General features: G+C 71.4%; 18 protein-coding genes. 11 read left to right on the top strand and 7 right to left on the bottom strand.

From position 1 onward, the window contains the following. Window positions 1-6 precede the first annotated feature (6 nt). Entirely contained in the window at window positions 7-792 is a 786-nt protein-coding gene (locus ACQEVI_RS02875; RefSeq protein ID WP_432894440.1) for a putative hydro-lyase, read from the top strand. On the opposite strand, the gene ACQEVI_RS02870 is transcribed toward ACQEVI_RS02875, so the two are convergent. Next, on the bottom strand, window positions 777-2,294 hold the full coding sequence (locus ACQEVI_RS02870) for a PLP-dependent aminotransferase family protein (protein WP_432894438.1): 1,518 nt from the start codon (window positions 2,292-2,294) through the stop codon (window positions 777-779). The genes ACQEVI_RS02875 and ACQEVI_RS02870 overlap by 16 nt on opposite strands. 60 nt (window positions 2,295-2,354) lie before the next feature. Here ACQEVI_RS02870 and ACQEVI_RS02865 point away from each other — a divergent pair, with 60 nt between their 5' ends. The 4 genes from ACQEVI_RS02865 to ACQEVI_RS02850 all read left to right on the top strand — a co-directional run bounded on the left by ACQEVI_RS02865 (window position 2,355) and on the right by ACQEVI_RS02850 (window position 6,982). Beyond that, window positions 2,355-3,044, top strand: coding sequence for a YczE/YyaS/YitT family protein (locus ACQEVI_RS02865; protein WP_432894436.1), 690 nt, complete (start codon window positions 2,355-2,357; stop codon window positions 3,042-3,044). A 53-nt stretch (window positions 3,045-3,097) separates the two neighbouring features. Beyond that, window positions 3,098-3,958: a hypothetical protein gene (locus tag ACQEVI_RS02860; RefSeq protein ID WP_432894434.1), complete on the top strand. Its 861-nt coding sequence runs from the start codon at window positions 3,098-3,100 to the stop codon at window positions 3,956-3,958. Between the two features lie 70 nt (window positions 3,959-4,028). Beyond that, window positions 4,029-5,921 (top strand): SigE family RNA polymerase sigma factor, encoded by a 1,893-nt coding sequence (locus tag ACQEVI_RS02855; RefSeq protein WP_432894432.1) that lies wholly within the window; start codon window positions 4,029-4,031, stop codon window positions 5,919-5,921. 47 nt (window positions 5,922-5,968) lie between these two features. Next, complete coding sequence (locus ACQEVI_RS02850; RefSeq protein ID WP_432894430.1) at window positions 5,969-6,982, top strand: aldo/keto reductase family protein; 1,014 nt, start codon at window positions 5,969-5,971, stop codon at window positions 6,980-6,982. 98 nt (window positions 6,983-7,080) lie between these two features. Here the strand turns inward: ACQEVI_RS02850 and ACQEVI_RS02845 are convergent, their stop codons facing one another. After that, window positions 7,081-7,701, bottom strand: a complete 621-nt coding sequence (locus ACQEVI_RS02845) for a DUF3043 domain-containing protein (RefSeq protein ID WP_432894428.1) — start codon at window positions 7,699-7,701, stop codon at window positions 7,081-7,083. A 56-nt stretch (window positions 7,702-7,757) separates the two neighbouring features. Here ACQEVI_RS02845 and ACQEVI_RS02840 point away from each other — a divergent pair, with 56 nt between their 5' ends. Continuing rightward, window positions 7,758-9,137, top strand: a complete 1,380-nt coding sequence (locus ACQEVI_RS02840; RefSeq protein ID WP_432894426.1) for a dipeptidase — start codon at window positions 7,758-7,760, stop codon at window positions 9,135-9,137. A gap of 14 nt (window positions 9,138-9,151) precedes the next feature. On the opposite strand, the gene ACQEVI_RS02835 is transcribed toward ACQEVI_RS02840, so the two are convergent. From ACQEVI_RS02835 to nadA, 3 genes are all read right to left on the bottom strand, one after another. Next, entirely contained in the window at window positions 9,152-9,697 is a 546-nt protein-coding gene (locus ACQEVI_RS02835) for an acyl-CoA thioesterase (protein ID WP_432894425.1), read from the bottom strand. 84 nt (window positions 9,698-9,781) lie between these two features. Further along, complete coding sequence (locus ACQEVI_RS02830; protein ID WP_432894423.1) at window positions 9,782-10,375, bottom strand: DJ-1/PfpI family protein; 594 nt, start codon at window positions 10,373-10,375, stop codon at window positions 9,782-9,784. A gap of 14 nt (window positions 10,376-10,389) precedes the next feature. Then, a complete protein-coding gene (nadA, locus tag ACQEVI_RS02825; protein ID WP_432905772.1) occupies window positions 10,390-11,604 on the bottom strand; it encodes a quinolinate synthase NadA in 1,215 nt (404 codons plus the stop codon). A gap of 49 nt (window positions 11,605-11,653) precedes the next feature. Between nadA and ACQEVI_RS02820 the strand changes: the two genes are divergently transcribed. Both ACQEVI_RS02820 and erpA read left to right on the top strand, forming a co-directional pair. Next, window positions 11,654-12,241: a hypothetical protein gene (locus ACQEVI_RS02820; RefSeq protein ID WP_432894421.1), complete on the top strand. Its 588-nt coding sequence runs from the start codon at window positions 11,654-11,656 to the stop codon at window positions 12,239-12,241. Window positions 12,242-12,383: 142 nt separating this feature from the next. Continuing rightward, on the top strand, window positions 12,384-12,737 hold the full coding sequence (gene erpA, locus ACQEVI_RS02815; protein ID WP_108495706.1) for an iron-sulfur cluster insertion protein ErpA: 354 nt from the start codon (window positions 12,384-12,386) through the stop codon (window positions 12,735-12,737). A 78-nt stretch (window positions 12,738-12,815) separates the two neighbouring features. Here the strand turns inward: erpA and ACQEVI_RS02810 are convergent, their stop codons facing one another. Continuing rightward, on the bottom strand, window positions 12,816-13,049 hold the full coding sequence (locus ACQEVI_RS02810; RefSeq protein ID WP_432894419.1) for a sulfurtransferase TusA family protein: 234 nt from the start codon (window positions 13,047-13,049) through the stop codon (window positions 12,816-12,818). After that, entirely contained in the window at window positions 13,049-14,209 is a 1,161-nt protein-coding gene (locus ACQEVI_RS02805) for a cysteine desulfurase family protein (protein WP_432894417.1), read from the bottom strand. The genes ACQEVI_RS02810 and ACQEVI_RS02805 overlap by 1 nt, the downstream gene beginning before the upstream one ends. A 270-nt stretch (window positions 14,210-14,479) precedes the next feature. On the opposite strand from ACQEVI_RS02805, the gene ctaC reads away from it, so the two are divergent. From ctaC to ACQEVI_RS02790, 3 genes are read left to right on the top strand one after another with little or no spacing between them, the layout of a single operon-like run. Then, on the top strand, window positions 14,480-15,391 hold the full coding sequence (ctaC, locus tag ACQEVI_RS02800; RefSeq protein WP_432894415.1) for an aa3-type cytochrome oxidase subunit II: 912 nt from the start codon (window positions 14,480-14,482) through the stop codon (window positions 15,389-15,391). Then, window positions 15,391-17,208, top strand: a complete 1,818-nt coding sequence (gene ctaD, locus ACQEVI_RS02795) for an aa3-type cytochrome oxidase subunit I (protein ID WP_432894413.1) — start codon at window positions 15,391-15,393, stop codon at window positions 17,206-17,208. The genes ctaC and ctaD overlap by 1 nt, the downstream gene beginning before the upstream one ends. Continuing rightward, window positions 17,205-17,606: a cytochrome c oxidase subunit 4 gene (locus ACQEVI_RS02790; protein WP_432894411.1), complete on the top strand. Its 402-nt coding sequence runs from the start codon at window positions 17,205-17,207 to the stop codon at window positions 17,604-17,606. The genes ctaD and ACQEVI_RS02790 overlap by 4 nt, the downstream gene beginning before the upstream one ends. The last annotated feature ends 20 nt before the right edge of the window (window positions 17,607-17,626 follow it).

The raw sequence follows: 17,626 nt of genomic DNA, 5'->3' as shown, positions 1-17,626 counted from the left end.
GGGCCGATGGAGCAGACCCCCGCACAGCTCACCCCGGGCCAGGCCAGGGCACTTTTCCGCGCAGGGCTGCGCGTCCCCACGTCGGGCTGGGCCGCCGGGTGGACCCAGGCCAACCTGATCGCCCTGCCCCGTGCCGAGGCCTACGACTTCCTGCTGTTCGCCCAGCGCAACCCGAAACCGTGCCCGGTGCTGGACGTGACCGAGCCGGGCGAGACGGCGGCGTCGATCTTCGCCGGTGACCTCCGGACCGACCTGCCCGCGTACCGCGTGTACCGCGACGGCGAGCTCGTCGAGGAGCTCACCTCCGTCACTCACCTGTGGCGCGACGACCTGGTCACCTTCCTGGTGGGCTGCAGCTTCACCTTCGAGAGCGCGCTGCTGGACGGCGGTGTGCCCGTGCGCCACATCGAGGCCGGGTCCAACGTGCCGATGTACCGCACCAACCGGGAGTGCCGGCCGGCGGGAGCCCTGTCGGGCCCGCTCGTGGTGTCGATGCGGCCGGTCCCGGCCAGCCAGGTGGCGGACGCCGTCCGGATCACCTCCCGGTACCCCGCCGTGCACGGCGCGCCGGTGCACGTGGGCGACCCGGCGGCGCTGGGCATCGCCGACCTCGCGACCCCGGACTTCGGGGACGCGGTGGAGGTCCGCGACGGCGAGGTCCCCGTGTTCTGGGCGTGCGGGGTGACGCCACAGGCCGCCGTGATGCGGTCGCGCCCGTCGTTCGCCATCGGTCACGCGCCCGGGCACATGGCGATCACCGACGCCCGGAACTCGAGCTACGTGGTTCCGTGAGTGGTGCCGTGAGTGGTGCCGTGAGCGCGACGCCGACGGCCCGCCACGCGGCCCCAGGCGCGGACCAGGCGCGGCACGGCCTCGGTCAGCTCGGCGGGTGACCGCGTGTAGGTGAGCCGGACGTGCGAGGCGGCGCCCGCGTTGTCCGGCGTGAACAGCGGTCCGGCGGCGACGAGCGCGCCCTCGGCCGCCGCCGCTGCCGCGAAGGCCTGGGCGACGGGCAGGCCGAGGTCCACCCAGCAGAACAGCCCGCCCGGGGGTGTGGGCACGTCCCAGGGGAACGACTCCCGGAGACGGCCGACGAGCAGGTCCCGACGCTCGCGCAGCATGCGCCGCCGGCCGACCATCACCTCGGCACGGCGCCCGAGCAGCTCCGTCACGGCCAGCTGCTCCAGCACCGCCGTCGCGATGTCCGCGGACTGCCGCGCACGGGCGAGCTGGGCGATCACCTGCGGATGCGCCCGGACCCAGCCGACGCGCAGCCCGCCCCAGAACGCCTTCGAGGCCGACCCCACGGACACCACGTGCGGCGACGTGCCGTCCCCGGCGAACGGCGGCGGCGTATCGGCGTCCGACAGCCCGAGCTCGACGAGGGTCTCGTCGCCCACGACCGTGACTCCGTACCGGTCCGCGATCTCCCGGACGGCCGCACGTTCGTCGGCGGAGAGCACGGAACCGGTCGGGTTCTGATAGTCCGGCACCAGGTACACGAGCCGTGGCCGGGCACGACGGACCGTCGAGGCGAGCAGGTCGACGTCCAGGGGGCCCGCGGGCACACCCACCACCCGGCCTCCGGCGTCGCGCATGGCCTCCATGGCGTGGAAGTAGGTGGGGGACTCCACCACCGCGCGGTCACCGGGGCGCAGGTGGGTGTGTGCGAGGAGGGCGATCGCCTGCTGCGCGCCGGTGGTGATCAGGATCTCGTCGGCGGTGGTCGGCACACCGCGCTCGCGGTAGCGCGCGGCGACGGCCTCGCGCAGCGGCGCGAGGCCGTACGGCTCGTAGCCGCCCGAGTCCAGGTAGGCAGGTAGCCCCTCCAGCGCCCGGGTGAAGGCCTCGTGCAGCTCGGGCGGGGCGGGCGGCGTCGCCTGCCACAGGTCCAGGTGTCCGGTTCCGGACAGGCCGACCGCCCGCACGGCGCCCCGCAGCGTCTCGCCGGCCACCGGGGCGTCGCCGCCGGCCGGTCGGCCCGGAACGGGGCCGGTGGCGCGCTGCGGCAGCGTGGTGACGGTGCCCGACCCGACACGGCTCGTCGCGAACCCGAGCTCGCGAAGCCGTGCGTAGGCGCCGGACGTGGTGGTGCGCGAGACGCCGAGGACCGCCGCGAGCTCACGCTCGCTCGGCAGGCGGGTGTGCGGGGCGAGCGTCCCGGACAGGACCGCCGCCCGCAGCGCGTCGGCGAGGGCCAGGTAGGCGGGCCCGCCCGCATGCCACGCGCCGAGCAGCCGGGCGGTCGTGGCGGGGGAGAGCTGACGCAGCACGGTGGGACTCGCGACGGACATGGGGCCACTCTTCTCCGATTGGCCATGGAACACAAGGCCAATGACAAGCACCATGGGTGCATGACCACGACCACCGGCCGCCCGGCCGACCACGGAGTCCTCCCCGCGACCGCACCGGAGGAACGGAGCCCCGCAGTCGTCCTGATGCACCCCGCGCGCCGGGTCGCCCAGCTGCTGCTGGGCCTCGTGGGCTTCGGCGTCGCCACGGCGATGATGCTGCACTCGGGCCAGGGAGCGATGCCGTGGGCCGTGCTGGACCAGGGCATCGTGGACCGCACGGGTCTGGCCTACGGATGGGTGGTGCTCGGGATCGGGCTGCTGGTGATGCTCGCCTGGATCCCGCTGCGCCAGCGGCCGGGTGTCGGCACGGTCGCCAACATCATCGTGATCAGCCTGGTGATCGACCCGGCCCTGTGGGTGCTGGAGCGGCTGCTGCCCACCCCGGGGCTGCCCGCCGGGATCGCTCTGGCCCTGGGCGGGATCGTGCTGCTCGGGGTGAGCACGGCCGCCTACGTCGGGGCCAGGTTCGGCCCCGGCCCGCGCGACGGGCTGATGACCGGGCTGGTGCAGCAGACCGGCTGGCCCGTCTGGCTGGTCAAGACCGGCATCGAGGTCGGCGTCGTGCTGCTCGGCGTGCTGCTGGGCGGGACGTTCGGCTGGGCGACGGTCGTCTTCGCCTTCGGCGTCGGACCGGTGGTGCAGGTCTCCGCCCGGTGGCTCGCGCCGTCGGGTCTGACCGGGCACCACTGACGAAGGCCTCTGCTTTGGTGGCGCCCGCGCGGGTGGGCACCCACCATTGCGACATGACCAGCGACATGACCAGCGACATGACCACCGACATGACCAGCAACGACGTCGAAGCCCAGCGCACGGGTGTCCGCGCAGTCCTGCCGGGGCCCGTGTCCCGGATCGCGTGCGGCCTGCTGCTCGTCGCGGTCGTGATCCGCGTGACGGGTGACGTGGACGCGTGGGACGACGGCGGGTTCACGGTGCCGCTCGTGGCCCATCTGCTGCTGCTACCGCTCCTGGCCCTGACGTTGTGGGCGGCAGCGCCGTCGTCCGGTGGGGCACTGCGGCCGCGCCCCGTCGTCCTCACGCTCGTCGCGCTGGCGCTCGGCTACCTAGGCGACGTGTTCGTCACGACCGCGCTCTTCCCCGGGGCGTGGGACGCGTTGACGAGCGGCATGGAGCTCGAGGGACTCGTCTACCTGGCGATGGTGAGCGGCGCGGTCCTCGCGCTGGCTCTGGTCGTGCAGGTCGTCGCGTTCCGCGGGTGGCTGGGTGCGGGACCCCTGCGCTCGGCAGCGGACGTCACCTGCTGGGTCACGGGCGTGGCCGCAGCAGCGGTCCTGGTCGCCGGGGTCGCGCACGTGGACCTCGGCGAATACGTCGTCGGCGCGGTCGTGGCGGGCTCGGCCTGGGTTGCCGCGGTGTCCCTTCTGGCGGTGGTGGCCTGGCGGGCCGACCGCCTCGCGGGCGTCGGCGCACTGCTCCACGTCGCGGCGGCGGGACTGTTGCTGGTCGGGACCATGGCGAGCGGGGTCGGCGCCGCCGTCAGCCTTCGGGCGGTCGCCGTGACCTACGTCGTCGGGCAGGCGCTGCTGGCCGTGGGTGTGCTGCGCAGGCTCCGGGGCGCGACACCGGGCGCCGACCTCCCGCTCTGACGGTACGGAGGCCGGCCTCCGTCGCGGTCGGCCGATAAACCTGCGAGCCTCGCGGTACGTGGTGGGGGGTATGAGCATCGACACCGAAGACGAGACCGGGCGCGCCACCGAGCGCGCCACCGAGCGCGCCACCGTGCGCGTGGCTCGATCGCGTGACGACGACTTCGTCGCGTTCGTCGAGACGGCCGGACCGTACCTCTACCGCACCGCCTACCTCCTGACGGGCGACAGCCACCGCGCGGAGGACCTGGTGCAGACCGCGTTCGAGCGCACCTACCGCGTCTGGGACCGGGTGCGAGACCGTGAACCGCGTGCGTACGCCCGGCGCATCCTGGTGAACCAGCGCATCGACACGTGGCGGCGCGTCCGGCGCGAGGTGATACCGGGCGACGACCACATCCCGGTAGGGGCCGCCCAGGACGGGTCCGGAGAGGTGGCGTTGCGGGACGCGCTCGTGCGGGCCCTCGCACAGCTCGCACCCCAGCAGCGGCGCGTCGTCGTGCTCCGGCACCTGCTGGACCTCTCGGAGGCCGACGTCGCGGCGGAGCTCGGCCGGAGCGTCGGCACGGTCAAGGCGACCAACGCCCGCGCGCTGGAACGTCTGCGCGGCATGGTCGCGGGGGCCGACCTGGAGATGGTCGACGCGCCGGCCGTGGACGCCGCCGCTGTGCTTCGTGGCAGCCGGGCGGCGCTGCGCCGCCGTCGGGTGGCACAGGGCGCGACGTCGGGAGTCGCCGCGCTGCTGCTGGTGTGGTTCCTGCTGGGACCGGTGCGGGTGCCGGGCCTGGGAGATGTCGCCCTGCCGGGCAGCGAGTGGTTCCGGGAGGTCACGGGTATCGATCGGCTGCTCGAACGGCGCGACGACGCGGCGCCCGCGCCGGGCCTGACCGCAGCCCCGACCGTTCCCGCCGCGGAGGTGGAGCCGCTGCCCGAGACGTTCGCAGTACTGGGCGACGACAGCGCCACGGCGACGCTCGCCGAGGACGGCTCGTACTTCATGGTGAAGACCTTCCCCGGTTCGGGGGAGCCCGGAACGCCCGAGGGCGCCGGCACGTCGGTGGTCGAGATCGTGGAGATCCAGGAGGACGGGATCGCGCACGCCGGCGAGTACGTGGGTTCGGGAACGGTCGACGGTCTGGGCGCCCCGATCTTCGATGTGGTGCGCCAGGGCGACCGGCTGGCCTGGGTCGAGACACCCGTGGTCGACGGCGACCCGGGAGTGTGGGCGATTCGCGTGTACGACGGAGAAGCCGGGTCGCCGCCGGTCACGGTGGCGGAGCACCTCGAGTCGGACCTCACGGCGGACGGCGAGTTCCTCAGCGACCCGTGGGTCGGGCTCACCGCCGGCCGGGTCGTCTGGATGACCAACGGCGCGGGGCCGGACGGTGAGCCCGTGAGCAAGATCTGGGCGAGGGACGCGGACGGCGAGGGTGACGAGCAGGTCGTCGCGACGGGGGCGCGGACGTTCGCTACCCACGACGACGAGGTGGTCACGACGACCGCGACGACAGACGCGGACGGTGTGACGCAACACGTCATCACCTCCTTCCGGGACGACGGGCGCACGGAGATCATCCGGTCCGCCACCCCGGCCGGCTCTGGGGGGACTTCCGGCTGGGGAACCCGGCTCGCGTTGTCCGACCGGCTCGTGGCGTGGAACGACGGCCCTGCGGTCCACGTGCTGGACCGCAGGACCGGGCGGGAGCGAGCCTTCGAACCGGGAGCAGCTGGGGACGCCGTGCTCTCGATCGACGTGTCTGCCGGCGACCTGGTGTGGAGCACGGTGGGTGGTGACGGGGTCACCGCGTACCTGGTCGCCGACGCGCTCGGCGACGGACGCCCCCAGGTCCTGGACCAGGGCGCCCAGGTGTCCTCGGTCGGGATCGCGGGGGACCTCGTCGCCTGGCGGGTGGAGGACGTGGACGCCGGCACGGCGACTCTGCACCGCGCCAGGATCGAGTGATGAAAGAGGGGGTCGATTCGATTCGACGGTTGTCATAGGGTGACGGCATGGTCAACTATCGGTACCTCGGCAACAGTGGTCTCAAGATCTCGGAGATCACCTACGGCAACTGGCTCACCCACGCCTCGCAGGTGGAGAACGACGTCGCCACGGCGTGCGTCCGCGCCGCCCTCGACGCGGGTATCACCACCTTCGACACCGCCGACGCATACGCCAACACGGCCGCGGAACAGGTGCTCGGCGACGCGCTGAAGGGCGAGCGCCGCGAGTCGCTGGAGATCTTCACGAAGGTCTACTGGCCCACCGGCCCCAAGGGCCCCAACGACGTGGGCCTGTCGCGCAAGCACATCATGGAGTCGATCAACGGGTCCCTGACCCGTCTCGGCACCGACTACGTCGACCTGTACCAGGCGCACCGGTACGACGTCGAGACCCCGCTCGAGGAGACGATGCAGGCGTTCGCCGACATCGTGCGCCAGGGCAAGGCCCTCTACATCGGTGTCTCGGAGTGGTCCGCCGATCAGATCCGCGACGGCGCCGCGCTCGCCAAGGAGCTCGGCTTCCAGCTGATCTCCTCGCAGCCGCAGTACTCCATGCTGTGGCGGGTCATCGAGGACGAGGTGGTTCCCGCCTCGAAGGAGGCCGGCGTCTCGCAGATCGTCTGGTCGCCGATGGCGCAGGGCGTGCTCTCGGGCAAGTACCTGCCGGGCCAGCCGGCTCCCGCCGGCTCGCGTGCGACCGACGAGAAGGGCGGCGCGCAGACGATCAGCCGCTTCATGACCGACGAGACGCTGACCGCCGTGCAGAACCTCAAGCCGGTGGCCGCCGAGCTGGACCTGTCGATGGCGCAGCTCGCCGTCGCGTGGGTGCTGCAGAACGACAACGTGGCCGCCGCGCTCGTGGGTGCGTCGCGTCCGGAGCAGGTGGCCGAGAACGTCAAGGCGTCGGGTGTGACGATCCCCGCCGAGCTGATGAAGCAGATCGACGACGCGCTGGACGGCGTGATCGAGCGCGACCCGACGAAGACCCTCGAGGGCATGCCGAAGAAGCGCCCGGCCTGACTCAGCGCGCTGAGTTGTCAGACGGCGCCGCACGTGTCAGACGTACAGGTCACCCTGGTGACCCGTGTGTCTGACACGTGCGGCGCCCGACTAGCGAGTTACTCCGGGTAGCTGCCGCGCTTCTTGCTCATCGGCTTCGGCAGGCGCGAACGGCGCAGCTGGTAGGCGCGCGTGATCGTGTACATCAGGAGACCGCGCTGCACGTCGCCGAACTTCGCGGTCAGGCGCTTCTTCAGCGACCGCCACAGGAGCCACGCGTCGATGATCGTCAGGAACAGGAACCCGTAGAGACCGAGCATCACGATGATGCTGAGCTGCGGGTACTGCGAGGTGAAGAACGTCGCGAACAGGAAGATGAACGCGACCGGCAGGAAGAACTCGCCGAGGTTCCAGCGTGCGTCCACGAAGTCGCGCACGTACCGGCGCACGGGACCCTTGTCCTTGGCCGGCATGTACTTCTCGTCGCCGGTCTGCATCGCCTGGTAGGCGCGCTCGCGGTCGACGCGCGACTTCTCGCGCTGCGCCTTGCGTGCGGCCTTGCGGTCGTTCGGGACGAGGGGGCGCTTGTTCGCGGCCTGCGCGACGTTGCGCTTGGGCGTCGGGCGCCCCTTCTTCAAGGCGCTGTCCGACGTCGTCGCGGACGCGGGCGTCACGTTGTCGGGGGAGTCGCCCACGGGGGTCACGCCGTCGGGTGTCGGAGTCTTGCTGCGGGAGAACACCGCCCCAGCCTAATCGGTCGCGGCAGTGCCCCGCTGCGAGCCGTTAACGTGGGGCGGTGACTTCCGATACAACCGCGACCCTCCGCGCCCGCGTCGCCGAGCTGTTCCCCGCCCTGCAGGCCGATCTCGAGGCGCTGGTGCGCATCCCGAGCGTCTCGGCCGCCGCGTTCGACCAGGCGCACGTCGCCGCGAGCGCCGCGGCCACCGAGCAGCTCCTGCGGGACGCGGGCCTGCCCGACGTCCAGATCCTGTCCGCGCCGCGGCCCGACGGCACGCCGGGCGCACCCGCCGTCGTCGCGCGCAGGCCGGCGCCCGAGGGTGCGCCGACCGTGCTCCTGTACGCGCACCACGACGTGCAGCCGCCAGGTGATCCCGCGACCTGGGACACCGCGCCGTTCGAGCCCACCCAGGTGGGCGAGCGGCTCTACGGCAGGGGTGCCGCCGACGACAAGGCGGGCATCATCGCCCACCTGGGCGCGCTGCGTGCGCTCGGCCTGCCCGACGGTGCAGACCTGCCGGTCGGCGTCACGGTCTTCCTCGAGGGCGAGGAGGAGTCGGGGTCGCCGTCGTTCCGTGCGTTCCTGGAGACGCACCGCGACCTGCTGGCGGCCGACGTCATCGTCGTGGCCGACTCGACGAACTGGAGCGTCGGCGTCCCCGCGCTCACGACGTCGCTGCGCGGTCTGGTCGACGGCGTGGTCGAGCTGAAGGTCCTCGAGCACGCCGTGCACTCCGGCATGTTCGGTGGTGCGGTGCTGGACGCCGTCACCCTGATGTCCCGCCTCGTGGCGACGTTCCACGACGAGGCGGGCGACGTGGCGATCGACGGCCTGGTCGCCGCGCCCGAGCCGGAGGTCGACTACTCCGAGGCCGCGTTCCGCGCGGACTCGTCGCTGCTCGACGGTGTCTCGCTCGCCGGGACCGGCACCGTCTCCGGGCGGCTGTGGGCCAAGCCCGCGCTGTCCGTGATCGGGATGGACGTGACGTCGGTGGCGGAGGCGTCGAACACGATCGCCCCGAGCTGCACGGCGAAGATCTCGCTACGCCTCGCCCCCGGGCAGGACCCGGTGGCGGCCGACGCGGCGCTCGCCGAGCACGTCGCGAAGCACGCGCCGTTCGGCGCGCACGTCACGTGGCGGTCCGGCGAGCAGGGCAAGCCGTTCCTCGCGGCCGGCGACACGGCGGCGATGCGCGCGGCGCGCGGCGCGTTCGCCGAGGCGTGGGGCACACCGCCGGTCGACGTCGGCGTGGGCGGGTCGATCCCGTTCATCGCGGACCTGCTCGAGGTCTTCCCGGAGGCCGCGATCCTGGTGACCGGTGTCGAGGACCCGGACTCGCGGGCGCACGGCGCGAACGAGTCCGTGCACCTCGGCGAGCTGCGGAAGGTGGTCCTGGCGGAGGCCCTGCTGCTGACGAAGGTCGGCGAGGGGCTCTAGCTCCAGCCCTTGCTCTAGCTCGTGGTCGAGGGCTCGCGCGGTGCGATGTCCAGCGCGCGAGCCCAGGCCGCGACGTCCTCGGGGAGCTCGGGAGAGGGCAGCTTCTCGCCCATGGCGTCCCGCACGACGTCGATCGCGGAGATCCGGTTGCCCTTGCGGTCCAGGAACCGGCTGGCCACGATCCCGCGGGCGTACAGCTTGTCGTCCCGCGTGAACACCTGCTCCAGGTAGAACATGCGCTCGTCCCAGCCCAGGACCCGGGTGGTGATCTCGAACCGCTCGAACGGCCGCAGGGACCGGCGGTACTTCATGGTCGACGCCGCGACCACCGGCGCCCAGCCCTTCTGGCGGGCGACCGGGAACATGCCGAGGTCGGCGATCTGGTTGTTCCGGGCCACGTCCATCATCTGCAGGTACGTGCCGTTGTTGACGTGGAGGTTCGAGTCGAGGTCGAGCAGCCCGACGCGCATCCGGGTGACCGACGGGTCGAGCAGGGTCTGCCCGGGGCGGGCCTTGCGCGGGAAGAGTCCGGTCCAGGTGAGCTGGAACATGCGAGCCATGCGACGAAGGTTATACCGGGAACCGTCAGTATCAGATACCTGTGCAACCGGACGCCTCGGTACGTCCGCCGGGTACTTGTCCGGTCAGTCGGCCTGGTACTGGATCTCGCGCCGCACCGCCCAGGCGACGTCCGCGGACTCCAGTCGTTCGACCAGGTGCAGGGCCATGTCGATCCCCGCCGCGACACCCGCGGAGGTGACCACGTCACCGTCGTCCACGAACCGGGCCTCCGTGTCCACGAGGATGCTCGGGTCGAGCTCGGCGAGCTCGTCGTAGTAGTCGCGGTGCGTGGTGGCCGGCCGTCCCGCCAGCAGGCCCGCGGCGGCGAACGAGAGGGCGCCCGTGCAGACGCTCGCCATGACCGGGGTCTGCTTGCGGATCTGCCGCAGCCACTCGAGGTGCCCCGCCTGGGCGATCAGCGGTCGCGTTCCCAGGCCGCCCGGGTAGATCAGCACGTGCAGCGGCCCGACGTCGTCCGCGCCGTGCGCCGGCAGGATCCGCAGACCCTTCGCGAGCCGCACGCCGGAGCCGTCCCAGGAGAACGTGCTCACCGACGGCCGGAGCTCCTGCGAGTGGGAGCCCCACTCCGCGAACACCTCGAAGGGCCCGACGACGTCGAGCTCCTCCGCCCCGTCGAAGACGAAGATCCCGATGCGCAACCCGCCGTTACCGGTCATGTGCTCGCTCCGTGTCAGATTCCCGGGAGGGCCAGCATCTGGTCGAGCGCCACGCGGGCCCAGTGGGCGTCGTCGGCGTCCACGACGATCCGGTTCACCATGCGTCCCTCCACGAGCGACTCCATCGCCCACACGAGGTGGGGCAGGTCGATCCGGTTCATGGTGGAGCAGAAGCACACCGTCGAGTCGAGGTAGTGCACGTTCTTGTCCGGATGTGCCTTGGCGACCCGGCGCACCAGGTTCAGCTCGGTGCCGATGGCCCACGAGGAGCCGGGCTCGGCGGCCTCGAGCTGCTTGATGATGTACTCGGTGGAGCCCACGTGGTCGGCGGCCGTGACGACCTCGTTCTTGCACTCCGGGTGCACCAGCACGTTGACGCCGGGGACCGCCGCGCGGATGTCGGTGACGTTCTGCACCGAGAAGCGGCCGTGCACCGAGCAGTGGCCGCGCCACAGGATCATCCGGGCGTCGCGCAGCTCCTGGTCCGTGAGCCCGCCGTTCGGCTTGCGCGGGTCGAACACCACGCACTCGTCCAGCGACATCCCGAGCGCGAGGACCGCGGTGTTGCGGCCCAGGTGCTGGTCGGGGAGGAACAGCACCTTCCCGGTGCCGTCGATCCCGCCCACCTGGTCGAACGCCCAGCGCAGCGCGACCTCGGCGTTGGACGAGGTGCACACGGTGCCGTCGTGGCGGCCGGTGAACGCCTTGATGGCCGCCGACGAGTTCATGTAGGTGACGGGGATCGTCGAGTCCGCGATGCCGACGTCCTGCAGCACCGCCCACGCCTCCTCGACCTGGCCGATCGCCGCCATGTCCGCCATGGAGCAGCCGGCCGCGAGGTCGGGCAGCACGACCTGCTGCTGGTCCGAGGTGAGGATGTCCGCGCTCTCGGCCATGAAGTGCACCCCGCAGAACAGGATGAACTCCGCCTCGGGACGGGCGGCGGCCTCGCGCGCGAGCTTGAAGGAGTCGCCGGTGACGTCGGCGAAGTCGATCACCTCGTCGCGCTGGTAATGGTGCCCGAGCACGAACGCCCGGCTGCCCAGGGCGGCGCGCGCCGCACGGGCCCGCTCGACGAGGTTCGGGTCGCTCGGTGCGGGCAGCTCGCCCACGCACTCCACGCCGCGCTCGGAGGCCAGGTCACGGCCCTGGCCGAGCAGCAGCAGCGGGGACGGGGCAGGCTCGGAGAAACCGGGGTGTTCAGCCAGCAGGGTGCTCACGGTCACCATCATGACACGCGGTGGTGACAGCCAGACAGGACGGTGTCACGATGCGTCGGTGCACGTGCTGCTGCTTGCCGAGAACCTGCCCGACGCCGAGCGACTCGCCTCCGCGTGGCGCACCGCCGCGCCCCACACGACCGCCGCGGCCCGCGAGGTGCGGGTGCCGGGCGCTGCGCGAATGCCCGCCGACGGTCCGACGTTCGGCACGGCACAGGCCGGGGAGGGCGCTGCCGGACAGGGCCACGGGGGAGTCCTGCTGGCCGGCGCGGCGATCCCGGTGGGCCCGCCGGCCGCCGTCGGGCCGCAGGACGTCGGGCCCGCCCATCCTGGCCCCAGCGCGCCCGGCCCCGCGCCGTCCGCCCTGCCCCGTGGCGAAGGTGCGGTGCTCGCGGACGCGGCCGCGCGGGCCGACGTCGTCGTGGCGTACGTCACGCGGCTCGACGGCGAGGGGCTGCACCGCGGCGTGGTTGTCGAGGCCGCGGCGGCGGCCGCCCCGCATGCCGTTCCCGTCGTCGTGATCACCGACCGGAGCGAGGTGAGCAGGCGCGAATGGTCGACCGCGGGCCTCAGCGGGGTGCACGAGGCGGCCGACGGAGACGTCACCCGGGTCGCCAGGACCTGGACGCCCGGCTGGGCGCGCTGAACGCCGGACGGTGATGGGCGCTGCCGGTCCGTGGGCGTACGATCGTCAGAACAGACCGGCGACGGGAACAGACGGACGGCCCGATGGGTTGGCACCGCTGAGACATCGACTACCGGTATGTCGAACACGATCGGGAGATGACATGACCGACACGACCACGGACATCGGGACCCACGGCGTCAACGTCACCGACGTCGCCGCGGGCAAGGTCCGTAGCCTGCTCGAGCAGGAGGGCCGCGACGACCTGCGCCTCCGTGTGGCGGTGCAGCCTGGCGGCTGTTCCGGGCTGATCTATCAGCTCTACTTCGACGAGCGTGTGCTCGACGGGGACGCGCTGCGTGACTACGACGGCGTCGAGGTCGTCGTGGACAAGATGAGCGTGCCGTACCTCGAGGGCGCCACCATCGACTTCAAGGACACCATCGAGCAGCAGGGCTTCACGATCGACAACCCGAACGCAGGCAGCGCGTGCGCCTGTGGTGGGTCGTTCTCCTGATCTGAGCCCTGCGTCGGCAAGACGTCGCACGAGAGCGGGCCGGTCACCTTCACGGTGAGCGGCCCGCTCTCGTTCTGGTCAGCCCAGGCGGACCGTGACGGACCAGCCGGTCCAGTCGCCCGTGTGCTCCTCGGTCGAGACGTGCTCGTGCCCGCGCATGCGGCACCATGCGGGCACGTCCAGCTTCGCGGCGGGATCGGTCGACAGGACGGTCAGCTCGGTGCCCGCCGGCAGTCCCTTCGCGGCTGCTGCCAGCCGGATCACCGGTATCGGGCACCGCAGCCCCCTCGCGTCCACCAGCGTGCCGGTCATCAGAGGCCGCCCACGCCGAGCATCTCCCGCACGCTAGCCACGGCGCCGGGCAGCACCGCGCAGAAGCGGTTCACCTCGTCGGCGGTAGTGGTCCGGTCCAGGGCGATCCGCACGTTCCCGTGCGTGAGCACGCCCATCGCCGCCAGCACGTGCGAGGGCTCCAGCGTGCTCGAGGTACATGCCGAACCGGAGCCGACGGCGAACCCGTGCCGGTCCAGCTCCGTCACGAGCGCCTCGCCGTCCACGTAGAGGAACGAGAAGGTCGCGACGTGGGGGAGCCGGCCGTCCGGATCGCCCACCACCTCGACGTCGGGGATGCGGGACACCTCTGCCCGCAGCCGCTCGACGAGCTGCCGACGCCGCGCCTCCTGTTCTACGCGGTCCGCCTCGACCGCCTGCAGCGCCACCGCGGCGGCGAACGCGAGCGGCACGCTCACGCCGCCCGGTGCCCAGGGGTCCTCGTCCTCCGGCCCGGCCGACGCGGTGCGGACCCGCTGCCGGACGGCGAGCACCCCGACCCCGGCGGGCCCGCCCCAGTCGGCGGGATCGGCGGCCAGGAGGTCCCAGGTCGCGGGCACCGCCACGTGCCCGACGCTCGCACCCGCGTCGACCAGGAGCGGGACGCCGGACGCGTGGGCGGCGTCGTGCACCGCCTCGACCGGCTGCAGCGTGCCGACCTCACCGTTCGCGTGCTGCAGCGCGGCCAGGGCGACGCCTGGCGCCCGGACGGCGGCGATCATCGCGTCGGCGTCCACCCGCCCCAGCCGGTCGACCGGGACCGGGCCTGCCGGGTGTGCGCCGCCCGCCGCGTGCGCGGCCGCCTGCAGCAGCGCCGACCGTTCGACGGCACCGGTCACGATCGCGGTGCCCGCACGCCGTCGACCGGCGGCCGCAGAGGCGACGGCCGTGTGCAGCGAGGCCGTGTGGCTCGGCGTGAGGTGGACCTCCTGGGTCCGTGCGCCCAGCACCGCTGCGATCGCCTCGCGGGCGCCGTCGAGCAGGCGAGCGGCGCGGCGGCCCTCGGCGTGCAGCCGGCGCGGATCGGCCCACCCGTCGCCGAGCGCCTGCTCGAACGCCTGGCGGGCGAGCGGGTGCCACGGGGCACGACCGCCGTTGTCGAGATGCACCCGGTCGGGCGTACCGGGGGTGGCGTGGCTCACACGTCCTCCTGCTCCTGAGTCGTCCACCTGATCCTCGCACCCGCGCGGACCGGCCCGCCGCCACCATTGTTCTGACACGACCTGCGCGCGTGTCCTGAACAGCCCGGATGGGCGCCTCGGGTGCGGAGTGCGTCACGTCGCCCGGGCCCTCCTCCGGGCATCATCAGGCCCCGGAGCGCGCTAGGCTGCATCCCATCGAGGACGAAGGTTCTGCGTGGAGCTCGGGAGGAAACCGGTGCGACGCGCCGGACGAGACGTGAAAGGCCTCCCTTGCACTCGAAGGCACCTACCCGCACCCGTCGGGCCATCCTGCGTACGTCGGCTCTAGCCGTCGCTGTCGCAGTTGTGGCTACCGGCTGCGCAAGCGAATCCGTCCAGCGCGGATACCTGCCCGGCTACAGCGACGGGGAGGTGACTAACCAGACTGCGCGCATCACCGATCTTTGGGTGGGCTCGTGGATCGCTGCCCTGCTCGTGGGCATCGTGACGTGGGGCCTGATCCTGTGGTGCATCGCGGCGTACCGGAAGCGCAAGGAAGACCACCAGCTCCCGATACAGACGCGCTACCACCTGCCGCTCGAGCTCATGTACACGGCCGTGCCGCTGATCATGGTGCTCGTGCTGTTCTGGTACACCGACCGTGACGTGTCGGAGATCCAGCGGGTCGACGGCACCGCGACCGAGCACATCCAGGTCATCGGCAAGCAGTGGAGCTGGGACTTCAACTACCTCGACGCCGATGTCTACGACTACGGCGAGCACGAGGCGGACCCCGGCGGCGTCACCGCGGAGGACGAGCTCGACGGCGCCGTCGGCACCTCGACGTCGTTCCCGACGCTCTACCTGCCGGTCAACGAGACGGTGGAGTTCACGCTCGACTCGCGCGACGTCATCCACTCGTTCTGGATCCCCGCGTTCCTGTACAAGCAGGACATGATCCCGCAGCGGACCAACACGTTCCAGGTCACGCCGACGCGTGAGGGCACCTACGCCGGAAAGTGCGCCGAGCTCTGCGGCGAGTTCCACTCCGGCATGCTCTTCAACGTGAAGGTCGTCTCGGCGGAGGAGTACGACGCACACATGGCGGAGCTCGCGGCCAAGGGCCAGACCGGCGCACTGGGCATGGACCTCGCCCGTACGCAGGGTCCCGTCAACACCGAGGAACCGGAGGCTGAGCACTGATGGCCGCAGCAACCACGACCGAGCTGATCCCGGGCCTGGCGCCCGGACGACAGACGCTCGGCCGGACCGTCATCAAGTGGATCACCTCCACTGACCACAAGACGATCGGGTACCTCTACCTGATCTCGTCGTTCCTGTTCTTCTGCATCGGCGGCCTGATGGCCCTGCTGATCCGTGCGGAGCTCTTCGAGCCGGGTATCCAGCTTGTGCAGAGCAAGGAGCAGTACAACCAGCTGTTCACGATGCACGGCACCGTCATGCTGCTGCTGTTCGCCACCCCGCTCTTCGCGGGCTTCGCGAACGTGATCATGCCGCTCCAGATCGGTGCGCCCGACGTCGCGTTCCCCCGCCTGAACATGTTCGCCTACTGGCTGTACCTGTTCGGCGGCCTCATCACGGTGGCCGGGTTCCTGACCCCGCAGGGTGCCGCGTCGTTCGGCTGGTTCGCCTACGCGCCGTTGTCGACCACGACCTACAGTCCAGGGCTAGGTGGTGACCTCTGGGTCTTCGGCCTCGCGCTGGCCGGTTTCGGCACGATCCTCGGTGCGGTCAACTTCATCACCACGATCATCACGATGCGCGCGCCGGGCATGACCATGTTCCGGATGCCGATCTTCACGTGGAACACGCTGATCACCAGCCTCCTCGTGCTGATGGCCTTCCCGCCCCTGGCGGCCGCCCTGTTCGCGCTCGGCGCGGACCGTCGCCTCGGCGCGCAGATCTTCAACCCGGAGAACGGTGGCGCCATCCTCTGGCAACACCTGTTCTGGTTCTTCGGGCACCCCGAGGTGTACATCATCGCGCTGCCGTTCTTCGGCATCGTGTCCGAGATCCTGCCGGTGTTCAGCCGCAAGCCGATCTTCGGCTACAACGGCCTCGTGTACGCGACCATCGCCATCGCCGCGCTGTCGGTGACGGTGTGGGCCCACCACATGTACGTGACCGGCGCCGTCATGCTGCCGTTCTTCGCCTTCATGACGATGCTCATCGCGGTGCCGACCGGTGTGAAGTTCTTCAACTGGATAGGCACGATGTGGCGAGGGAAGCTCACCTTCGAGACGCCGATGCTCTGGTCCATCGGCTTCCTCGTGACCTTCCTCTTCGGTGGCCTGACGGGCATCATCCTGTCGAGCCCTGCCCTGGACTTCTCGCTGTCCGACTCGTACTTCGTGGTGGCGCACTTCCACTACGTGGTGTTCGGCACCGTGGTGTTCGCGATGTTCGCCGGCTTCTACTTCTGGTGGCCGAAGATGACCGGCCGCATGCTGTCGGAGCGCCTGGGCAAGTGGCACTTCTGGCTGCTGTTCGTCGGCTTCCACACCACGTTCCTCATCCAGCACTGGCTGGGTGTCGAGGGCATGCCGCGCCGGTACGCGGACTACATGCCCGAGGAGGGCTTCACCTGGGAGAACCAGGTGTCCACGATCGGCGCGTTCATCCTCGCGGCGTCGACCCTCCCGTTCCTCTGGAACGTGTACGTCACCTGGCGCAAGGCGCCCAAGGTCACGGTCGACGACCCGTGGGGCTACGGCCGCTCCCTGGAGTGGGCCACGTCCTGCCCGCCGCCGCGGCACAACTTCGCCTCGCTCCCGCGCATCCGCTCGGAGTCGCCGGCGTTCGACCTGCACCACCCTGAGGTCGTCGCCATGGAGCACCCGGACTACAACCGAGGCGTGCTCGACAACGTCTACGGCGAGGCCGACCGGCGCGGTCAGGACGCCCAGGCCAGGCAGCGCGCGGCCGGCGACGGCGGCGAGTCGGGCCAGAGCAGCACCACGATCGTTGACGAGCAGCCGGACGAGGGGACCAGCAAGTGAAGATCGAGAGCAGGCTGTTCCTCTGGGGTACGCCCTTGTTCGTCGGAGCCGGCATCGTCTACGGCTTCATGACGGACTGGACCGAGCCCGTCGGCTACCTCGGTATGCCGCTTGTCGGCGGCCTCGTGGCGATGATCGGCGCGTACCTGGCCCTGACGGCCCGGCGCATCGACGCTCGCCCCGAGGACGACCCGAACGGCAACATCGAGGACGGCGCGGGTGACCAGGGCGTCTACGCGCCCTGGAGCTGGTGGCCGCTGGCGATCGCCGGTTCCGCCGCGATCTGCTTCCTCGGCCTGGCCGTGGGCTGGTGGGTGCTCTACATCGGCTTCTGCCTGTCGATCATCGCGCTCGTGGGCTGGGTCTTCGAGTACTCCCGAGGTATCCACTCGCACTGAGCCTTCGCCGAGATGGAACT

The organism is Promicromonospora sp. CA-289599 (genome assembly GCF_050936155.1).
Taxonomy (GTDB): domain Bacteria; phylum Actinomycetota; class Actinomycetes; order Actinomycetales; family Cellulomonadaceae; genus Promicromonospora.
The sequence above is the reverse complement of the archived record's forward strand: the minus strand, read 5'-3'. Positions and strand labels throughout refer to the sequence as shown.

Bases quoted from the DNA above. Each gene is read 5' to 3' on its own strand.
- ACQEVI_RS02875 (WP_432894440.1), top strand. From the start codon at position 7: ATGGAGCAGACCCCCGCACAGCTCACCCCGGGCCAGGCCAGGGCACTT.
- ACQEVI_RS02870 (WP_432894438.1), bottom strand. From the start codon at position 2,294: ATGTCCGTCGCGAGTCCCACCGTGCTGCGTCAGCTCTCCCCCGCCACG.
- ACQEVI_RS02865 (WP_432894436.1), top strand. From the start codon at position 2,355: ATGACCACGACCACCGGCCGCCCGGCCGACCACGGAGTCCTCCCCGCG.
- ACQEVI_RS02860 (WP_432894434.1), top strand. From the start codon at position 3,098: ATGACCAGCGACATGACCAGCGACATGACCACCGACATGACCAGCAAC.
- ACQEVI_RS02855 (WP_432894432.1), top strand. From the start codon at position 4,029: ATGAGCATCGACACCGAAGACGAGACCGGGCGCGCCACCGAGCGCGCC.
- ACQEVI_RS02850 (WP_432894430.1), top strand. From the start codon at position 5,969: ATGGTCAACTATCGGTACCTCGGCAACAGTGGTCTCAAGATCTCGGAG.
- ACQEVI_RS02835 (WP_432894425.1), bottom strand. From the start codon at position 9,697: ATGGCTCGCATGTTCCAGCTCACCTGGACCGGACTCTTCCCGCGCAAG.
- ACQEVI_RS02830 (WP_432894423.1), bottom strand. From the start codon at position 10,375: ATGACCGGTAACGGCGGGTTGCGCATCGGGATCTTCGTCTTCGACGGG.
- nadA (WP_432905772.1), bottom strand. From the start codon at position 11,604: ATGGTGACCGTGAGCACCCTGCTGGCTGAACACCCCGGTTTCTCCGAG.
- erpA (WP_108495706.1), top strand. From the start codon at position 12,384: ATGACCGACACGACCACGGACATCGGGACCCACGGCGTCAACGTCACC.
- ACQEVI_RS02810 (WP_432894419.1), bottom strand. From the start codon at position 13,049: ATGACCGGCACGCTGGTGGACGCGAGGGGGCTGCGGTGCCCGATACCG.
- ctaD (WP_432894413.1), top strand. From the start codon at position 15,391: ATGGCCGCAGCAACCACGACCGAGCTGATCCCGGGCCTGGCGCCCGGA.